This is a genomic window from Bradyrhizobium genosp. SA-3, assembly GCF_004212635.1.
GTDB lineage: Bacteria > Pseudomonadota > Alphaproteobacteria > Rhizobiales > Xanthobacteraceae > Bradyrhizobium.
In genome coordinates, this window is record NZ_PSRT01000230.1 from 1 (window position 1) to 8,143 (window position 8,143).

General features: G+C 64.9%; 6 protein-coding genes. 1 reads left to right on the forward strand and 5 read right to left on the reverse strand.

Translation table 11 applies throughout. The annotated features are described in order from the left end of the window. Positions 1-36: 36 nt before the first annotated feature. From dxs to CWO91_RS40560, 5 genes are all read right to left on the reverse strand, one after another. Positions 37-1,965 carry a 1-deoxy-D-xylulose-5-phosphate synthase gene (gene dxs / locus CWO91_RS40540; protein ID WP_130220925.1) on the reverse strand — a complete coding sequence of 643 codons (1,929 nt, stop codon included), beginning with the start codon at positions 1,963-1,965 and terminating at the stop codon, positions 37-39. A gap of 605 nt (positions 1,966-2,570) precedes the next feature. Beyond that, positions 2,571-2,822, reverse strand: a complete 252-nt coding sequence (locus CWO91_RS40545) for an exodeoxyribonuclease VII small subunit (protein ID WP_008551229.1) — start codon at positions 2,820-2,822, stop codon at positions 2,571-2,573. Between the two features lie 73 nt (positions 2,823-2,895). Further along, the gene (locus CWO91_RS40550) at positions 2,896-3,825 is read right to left on the reverse strand and encodes a histone deacetylase family protein (protein WP_130220926.1); all 930 of its coding nucleotides are present in this window, start codon (positions 3,823-3,825) and stop codon (positions 2,896-2,898) included. Positions 3,826-3,958: 133 nt separating this feature from the next. Then, a complete protein-coding gene (locus tag CWO91_RS40555) occupies positions 3,959-5,620 on the reverse strand; it encodes a bifunctional metallophosphatase/5'-nucleotidase (RefSeq protein ID WP_130220927.1) in 1,662 nt (553 codons plus the stop codon). Between the two features lie 199 nt (positions 5,621-5,819). After that, positions 5,820-6,578 carry an enoyl-CoA hydratase-related protein gene (locus CWO91_RS40560; RefSeq protein WP_130220928.1) on the reverse strand — a complete coding sequence of 253 codons (759 nt, stop codon included), beginning with the start codon at positions 6,576-6,578 and terminating at the stop codon, positions 5,820-5,822. Between the two features lie 263 nt (positions 6,579-6,841). Here CWO91_RS40560 and CWO91_RS40565 point away from each other — a divergent pair, with 263 nt between their 5' ends. After that, positions 6,842-8,083, forward strand: coding sequence for an MFS transporter (locus CWO91_RS40565; protein WP_130220929.1), 1,242 nt, complete (start codon positions 6,842-6,844; stop codon positions 8,081-8,083). Positions 8,084-8,143: the final 60 nt, after the last annotated feature.

Consider the following 8,143-nt stretch of genomic DNA (forward strand, 5'->3'; position numbering starts at 1 on the left):
CGCGACCTCTCCCGCGCGCGGGAGAGGTGAAACCCCTCAAGCCAGCTTGACCGTCTCGGCCTTGACGTCCTTGCCGAGCGCTTCGAACACCTTGGCGACGATGCCCTTGGCGTCGAGACCGGCGCGGGCGTACATCGCGGCGGGCGTGTCGTGGTCTTGGAACACGTCGGGCAGCACCATCGAGCGGAACTTGACCATGCCGCTGTCCAGCACGCCCTGATCGGTCAGGAACTGCGCGACATGCGAGCCGAACCCGCCGACCGAGCCTTCCTCGATCGTGATCAGGATCTCGTGGTCGCGGGCGAGCTTGAGCACCAGCTCGGTGTCGAGCGGCTTCATGAAGCGCGCGTCCGCAATCGAGGTCGACAGGCCGTGGGCTGCGAGCTCGTCGGCCGCCTTCTCGCATTCGGCGAGGCGCGTGCCGAAGGAGAGCAGGGCGATCTTGCTGCCCTGGCGGATCATGCGGCCCTTGCCGATTTCGAGCGGAATGCCAACCTCGGGCATGTCGATGCCGCGGCCTTCGCCGCGCGGATAGCGCAGCGAACTCGGACGGTCGTCGATCGCGACCTGGGTCGCCACCATGTGCACGAGCTCGGCTTCATCCGCCGCCGCCATGATCACCATGTTCGGCAGGCAGCCGAGATAGGCATTGTCGAACGAGCCGGCGTGGGTCGCGCCGTCGGCGCCGACCAGGCCGGCGCGGTCGATGGCGAAGCGGACGGGCAGGTTCTGGATCGCGACGTCATGCACGATCTGGTCATAGCCGCGCTGCAGGAAGGTCGAGTAGATCGCGCAGAACGGCTTGTAGCCTTCGGTCGCAAGACCGGCGGCGAACGTCACCGCGTGCTGCTCGGCGATGCCGACGTCGAACGTGCGGTCGGGGAACGCCTTGTTGAAGATGTCGACGCCGGTGCCCGACGGCATGGCTGCGGTGATGGCGACGATCTTGTCGTCCTTCTGCGCTTCCTTGACGAGGCTCTGGCCGAACACGTTCTGGTAGGCCGGCGCGTTCGGCTTGGCCTTGGCCTGCGTGCCGGTGGCGACGTCGAACTTCACGACGGCGTGGTACTTGTCGGCGGACGCTTCCGCCGGGCCGTAGCCCTTGCCCTTCTGGGTCACGACGTGAACCAGGATCGGGCCTTCCTCCATGTCGCGCACGTTCTTCAGCACGGGCAGGAGATGGTCGAGGTTGTGGCCGTCGATCGGGCCGACATAGTAGAAGCCGAGCTCCTCGAACAGCGTGCCGCCATCCATCATGAAGCCGCGGGAGTACTCCTCGACGCGGTTGGCGCGGTTGGCGAGGATCTTGGGCAGGCGCTTGTTGATCTGCTTGGCCGCATCGCGCAGCGTGCGATAGGTCTTGCCGGAGTAGAGGCGCGACAGATAGGCGCTCATGGCGCCGACCGGCGGCGCGATCGACATGTCGTTGTCGTTGAGGATGACGATCAGGCGCGAGTTCATCGCACCCGCATTGTTCATGGCCTCGTAGGCCATGCCCGCCGACATCGCGCCGTCACCGATCACGGCGATAACGTTGTTCTTGCCGCCGGAGAGGTCGCGCGCCACGGCCATGCCGAGGCCGGCCGAGATCGAGGTCGACGAATGCGCCGCGCCGAACGGATCGTAGTCACTCTCGCTGCGCTTGGTGAAGCCGGACAGGCCGCCGCCGGTGCGCAGCGTGCGGATGCGGTCGCGCCGGCCGGTGAGGATCTTGTGCGGATAGGCCTGATGGCCGACGTCCCAGATCAGCCGGTCGCGCGGCGTGTCGAAGACATAATGGATCGCGGTGGTGAGCTCGACCACGCCGAGACCCGCGCCGAAGTGACCGCCGGTCACCGAGACAGCATCGATGGTCTCCTGCCGCAGCTCGTCGGCGACTTGGCGAACCTGCTCGATCTTGAGCTTGCGCAGGTCTTCCGGCGTCCGGATGGTGTCGAGAAGCGGCGTTTTACTGTATGCGTTCACGGCCATTTCCAATTTGTCAGCGCCGGAAGGTCATTCCGGTGCGCGATGGGTTTGCTCAATATCGGCGCAGCGCGAGTCCTCAAACCGTCGGAGCCACCTGCATGGGGCCAAGCCCCGTCTTCAAGCTTAGGTAAGCTTAAGTGCGCTCCGGTTCAGTCTCTGTGATCCCTGTCACTTAGATCGGCTTCGCCCGTCCCAGCCAATTTCATCAGCAGTTTGAAGCGCTTGTCGTCGGTAATCATTGCCCACGCAAGGCTTACAAAAAGCCACACTCCGCGCAGCTTTACACCAAAGCTTGGGCCAAAGCCAACCCGCCGGGCCGATTGGGGGTATGCAGGTGCAACCGGCGGGCCGGCTTGGTTAACTGCGGCCCGTGACGAGGGGTTCCGGGCTCGTCCGGTTTCTTGTGGGACTTTTTTTGCCAGAATCAGATCTTTTTGTCCCTCGGAAGGCCTCGATCCGGAACGGCCCCGACCAGCTACCACCCATAGAACCGTCACGCTTCATGGGACGGCGCCGTGCGATCATGAAAAAAGCAGCCGGCAGAGCTCCCCGTGCCCTGTTACAGGGCCAAGGCAGTCAGAAACCGAAGGGGGGAACTTGGCTTACTGGACGTCGAGCGGCGCGGTGCCGGTGGCCTGGCCGCTGGCATCGGTGGTGATCTTGTCGACGCGGGCCTCGGCCTGGCGCAGCAGGTCCTCGCAGCGGCGCTTCAGGGCCTCGCCGCGCTCATAGATCGTCACGGATTCCTCGAGCGGCACCTTGCCGTCTTCGAGCCGCTTCACGATCGTTTCGAGTTCCTCGATCGCGCGCTCGAAGGTGAGCCTGGAGACGTCGATTTGGGTATTTTCGGCCATATCCGTTTCCGATTGCCCGATTCGCTTCACATGAGAAAAAGCAGAATTTTGCGAGCTTAATGTGGCGGGTTCGTCACGCGCCCATCAGCGCGCCGACATGCGCCGTAACAGATTCTTTCAGTCCTTGCAGGTCATAGCCGCCTTCGAGCACCGAAACAATGCGGCCCCCTGCGCTGTTGTCGGCGAGGTCCATCAGCTTGCGCGTCACCCAGGAATAGTCCTCGGCACGCAGGTTCAGCGAGGCCAGCGGGTCGCGATAATGCGCGTCGAAACCGGCGGAGATGATGAGGAACTCGGGGCTGAATTTTTCGAGCCGCGGCAGGATCAGATTCTCGAACGCGCTGCGGAATTCCGGCCCGCCGTCCTCGGAGGCGAGCGGCGCATTGACGATGGTGTCGTGGTCGCCGCGCTCGCTCTTGGCGCCGGTGCCCGGAAACAGCGGCATCTGGTGCGTCGAGCAGTACATCACGGTCGGGTCCGACCAGAAGATGTCCTGCGTGCCGTTGCCGTGATGCACGTCGAAATCGACGATGGCCGCGCGCTTGATGCCGAATTTGCGCTGCGCATGGCGCGCCGCGATTGCGACATTGTCGAAGAAGCAGAAGCCCATCGGCTTGCCGATCTCGGCGTGATGTCCGGGCGGGCGCACCGCGACGAAGGCGTTGCGATGCTCGCCCGCCATCACCGCTTCGGTGGCCGCGACCGCGCCGCCGACGCCGCGCATCACCGCTTCCCAGGTGCCCGGCGACATCGAGGTGTCGCCGTCGAGATAGACCTGGCCGCTGGTCGGCGCGATGTGGCGCAGCTCGGTAACGTAGTGTTCGTTGTGGCACAGCGTGACGAGATCGAGATCTCCCTCCGGTGCCTGGTCGCGCGCCAGAAACTGGAAACGCTCGTGCGACAGCGCTTCCTCCACCGCGCGCAGGCGATCCGGCCTTTCAGGATGTCCCGGCGGCGTGACGTGGTCGAGGCAGGCCTTGTGGGAGAGAAGAAGCGTGCTCATCAGGTCGGCCTCACAGAAAACGGCTCTTGACGTCGCTTGGCGCATCCGGCGCCAAAACGCAATGCAAAACCCAATCTAGGCGTTTGGACGGCAATGGCAAAGGGTCGTCCCGCGCCGGCTCGTTTGATCCGCATCAATTCACCCGCAGGATGCGGGTGGGCGGTAGCGGACCGATCGGCCCGTGCGCCCGGAAGAACGCGAACAGCGCGTCGGCGTCGTAGCCGCCATATTGCGGCGCCGAGCCCTGTTTGGCGACGGTAAAGCCGTCGCCGCCGACGGCGAGGTAGTCGTTGAGGGTGACGCGGTAGCCGCTTCCAGCTTCGATCGGCCTGCCGCTGAGCGTCATCTTCTCCGGCATTACGCGCTCGCCGAATGGTTTCGCCGCGTCCCAGGCATAGCTGAATCCGTTCGACACCTGCAGGATCCGCGGCCGCTTCGGGTCGAGCCATTGCTGTTCCAGCAAGTCCTTGAGCTGGCGGCCGGTGAGCGTCATGGTGACGAGGCGGTTGCGGAACGGCTGACTGGCGAAGACGTCGCCGAATGTTATCGCGCCGTTCTCCTTCGGAACGATGTCGGTGCGGATGCCGCCGGGATTGGTGAGCGCGATCACGGCGCCGCCGGCCTTGGTATCGCGGGTTGCAAGCAATTGCGCATCCGCAATGACGTCGCCGAGCGCGCTTTCGCCGGCCTCGTTCGGAATGCGCGACAGCGTCTGCGTCACCGATCCGGCCGGCCGGTTGGCGATCGGCGCCGACAGCTTGTCGTAGGCCTCGATCAATGCGGTCTGCTCGGGATCCTTGGCCAGCGAGGTATTGGCGACGATGACGTTCTCGGCTCTGGCGCTGACGATGTCGCGGCTTGCGGGATCGAGCTTGAGGTCGATCGCGGCGACCAGCGTGCCGTATTTGTCGCCACTGGTGACGAGCCGCCCATCGATATCGCAGACATAAGCGCGATGGGTGTGGCCGCTGACGACGACGTCGACGGCGCGATCGAACTTCTTGACGATGTCGACGATCGGGCCCGAGATGCCGGGACATTCGTTGTAGTCGCCGGCGGGCACGCCGCCTTCGTGGATCAGCACGACGATCGCTTCCACCCCGCGCGCCTTCAATTGCGGCACCAAGGCATTCACCGTCTCGGCTTCGTCGCGGAATTCGAGTCCGGCGATGCCCGCGGGCGAGACGATGCCGGCGGTGCCTTTCAACGTCAGTCCGATGAAGCCGACGGGAATGCCGTCGAACTCCCTGATCTCAAAGGGCGGCAGCACGCTTTTCCCCGTCGCGGTCTCGATGGTCGAGGCCGCGAGATAGCGGAATTTGGCGCCCGTGAAGGGATGCGGCCCCTGGCAGCCGTCGATCGGATGGCAGCCGCCGTTCTGCATCCGCAAGAGCTCGGTCTTGCCCTCGTCGAATTCGTGATTGCCGACAGAGGTGATCGCAAGCCCCATCATCGACAGCGACTCGATCGAAGGCTCGTCGTGAAACATTGCGGACAGGAACGGGCTCGCGCCGATCAGGTCGCCGGCGGCGACGAAGATCGTGTTCTTGTGTCCTTCGCGCAGCTGCTTCACCAGCGTCGCCATGTATTCGGCGCCGCCCGCCGCCACCATCACCTTCTTGGCTCCATCCTCGGGATCTCCGATGCGGATGCCGCCCGGCGGCGGGCGCAGATTGCCGTGGAAATCGTTGATCGCGAGAATGCGCAGCTCGACCGGCGCCGCGCTCTGCGCCGAGGCGGGGAGGGCGAAGGTGAGGGCGAGTGCGAGGGCGGTCAGGCGGAGAAGATGTCGCATGGAACCAGATTAGACGTTCGGCGCGAAGATTTCACGAAGGTTCTCGCCGTCATTCCGGGGCGCGCGAAGCGCGAGCTATGATGCGCAATTGCGCATCCGAGAATCCATTGGGCGGCAGTGACGGTAGATAAATGGATTCCGGGCTCGCGACTTCGTCGCGCCCCGGAATGACGGCGTGGGTGGGGCGCGCGCTAGTGCCTCACCGCTTCTTCCGGTTCGCAAACGCATTGAACGCCGCCACCGCTTCGTCGGACTGCAGCCGCTCGCCGAACAGATGGCCTTCCTGGTCGATGCGGCGGGTGAGCTCCTCGGGCGGGGCGCGCAGCAGTCTGCGCGAGATCGCGACCGCCTCGGCCGGCAAGCGGCAGATCTCGCGCGCCACCTTGCGTGCCTCGACCTCGGTGTGTCCCGGCGAGACCACGGTGTTGACGAAGCCTGCGGCGTGCGCCTCCGCGGCGGAAAAAGTCCGCCCCATCACCAGCATCGCGAAGGCGCGCTGGTAGCCCATCGTGTTCGGCATCAGGAGGCTGGCGGCGCCAACTGGTACGAGCCCGAGATGGATATAGGGTGCGGAGAAGGTCGCAGCGTTCGAGGCGAGCACATAGTCGCAGTGGAACAGCATCACGGTGCCCATGCCGATCGAGGCGCCGTCCACGGCCGCGATGATCGGCTTGGCATTGAGGGCGAGCGAATAGAGAAACTTGGCGCCATTCGACAGCATCTCGGGGTGCGAGGCGTCGGCCTTGAGGAAATCTTCGATGTCGTCGCCGGCGGTGAACACACCGGAGCCACCGGTGATGATCATGCAGCGGATATCAGGGTTGTTCTGCGCGGTGTCGATCGCGTGACTCATCTCCCGGTACATGTCCTGCGTGATCGCGTTCTTCTTGCTCGGACGCCGCAGGGTGATCACGCGCGTTCCACGCTCTTCGGTGACGACGATATTGCCATTCGGCATGAGAGCCCCCTGCGGTCGCCGCGGCGCTTGCCTTTGGCGTGACTCACGAAACGTCAGCCTACATCATCTTGCAGGCGTGCCAATGCGCTGGCTCAAGCTTTTCGATGCCGATCTTGTGACGCAGGTACATGGCGCCCGCCGCATCGCTGGTCCCGCGCCATTGCGCGTTGCAACAAATGGCTACAATGTTTCAATTGAAAAACCGCTGGTTGTGGGGCACGATCGCACATTGCACCGTTTGCTTTTGACCGATTGCTCGATTGATGATTGCCACAACTGGTGTCGACGAATCTTCGCTGCACTACCGCGGCTGGCGCGTGGTGCTGGCCTGCTTTCTGATGGCCTTCTTCATGTTCGGCTTCGGCCTCTACGGCCAAGGCGTCTATCTCGCCGAGCTGCAGCGCGCCCATGGCTGGCCGGGCACGCTGGTCTCCGCGGCCAGCACCTTCTCGTTCCTCCTGACCTCCGTCCTCGTCATCTTCACCGACGATCTGCTCGCCCGCATCGGGTTGCGCGCGCTGATCCTGTGCGGCCTGTCGGCGCTCGGCGCTTCAACCATGCTGCTGGCGCTGATGCAGACGCCCTGGCAGCTCTATCTCGCCTATGCGCTGATGTCGGTCGGCTGGACCGGCATGGGCACCGTGGTGATCGCGACCGTGCTGAACTCCTGGTTCGAGCGGCGGCGCGGGCTCGCGCTCAGCCTCGCTTTCAATGGTGCGACCTGCGGCGGCATCGTCCTCGTCCCGCTGCTGCTGTCGCTGACCGGCAGCATCGGCTTCCGTTTCGCGATGCTGGCGGTCACGCTCGCAATGGTGGTGCTGGTGCTGCCGGTCGTCGTGACGTTCATCGGTTGGCCCGCCGGGACTTCGCGGGCATCGGCGGGACGTCCGTCCGGTGGCGATGCGGCCGCACCCGGCCAGTCGCGCAAGGCGCTGCTCGCCAACGCGGCGTTCTGGACCATGGTGCTGCCGATCGCGATCGCGCTGCTGGCGCAGATGGGCTTCATCATCCATCAGGTGACGTTTCTCGAGCCGCTGATCGGGCGGGCCAGCGCGGGCCTCGCCGTCACTCTCATGGCGGCGATGGCGGTGGTCGGCCGCCTGTCGCTCGGCCTGTTCGTCGACCGGCTCGATCCGCGGCTCGCCTGCGCGGCGTCGATGACGAGCCAGGCCGCGGCACTCTTCGTGCTGCTCCAAAGCACGAGTCCGACCGTGCTGCTGGCCTGCTGCGCCGTCTACGGCTTCTCGATCGGCAACATGATCACGTTCCCGCCTCTGATCATCCAGCGCGAGATCGGCGCTTCCGCCTTCGCGGCCGCGATGGGGCTCGGCACCTCGATCAGCGGCATCGTCAGCGCCTTCGGCCCCGGCATCGTCGGCCTGGTGCGGAGCTTCACCGGCAACTACACGGCGGCATTCGCGCTGTGCGTGGTGCTCGATCTCGTCGCGGCGGCGGTCGTGCTGTGGCGGCCGGGGAGAAGCGTAGCCCGAATGTCCGCAAGCTGAGGCGAAGGTGTGCGCAAAATATTCGGTGTCGTCCCGGCCTAGCGCGCAATTGCGCGCTAG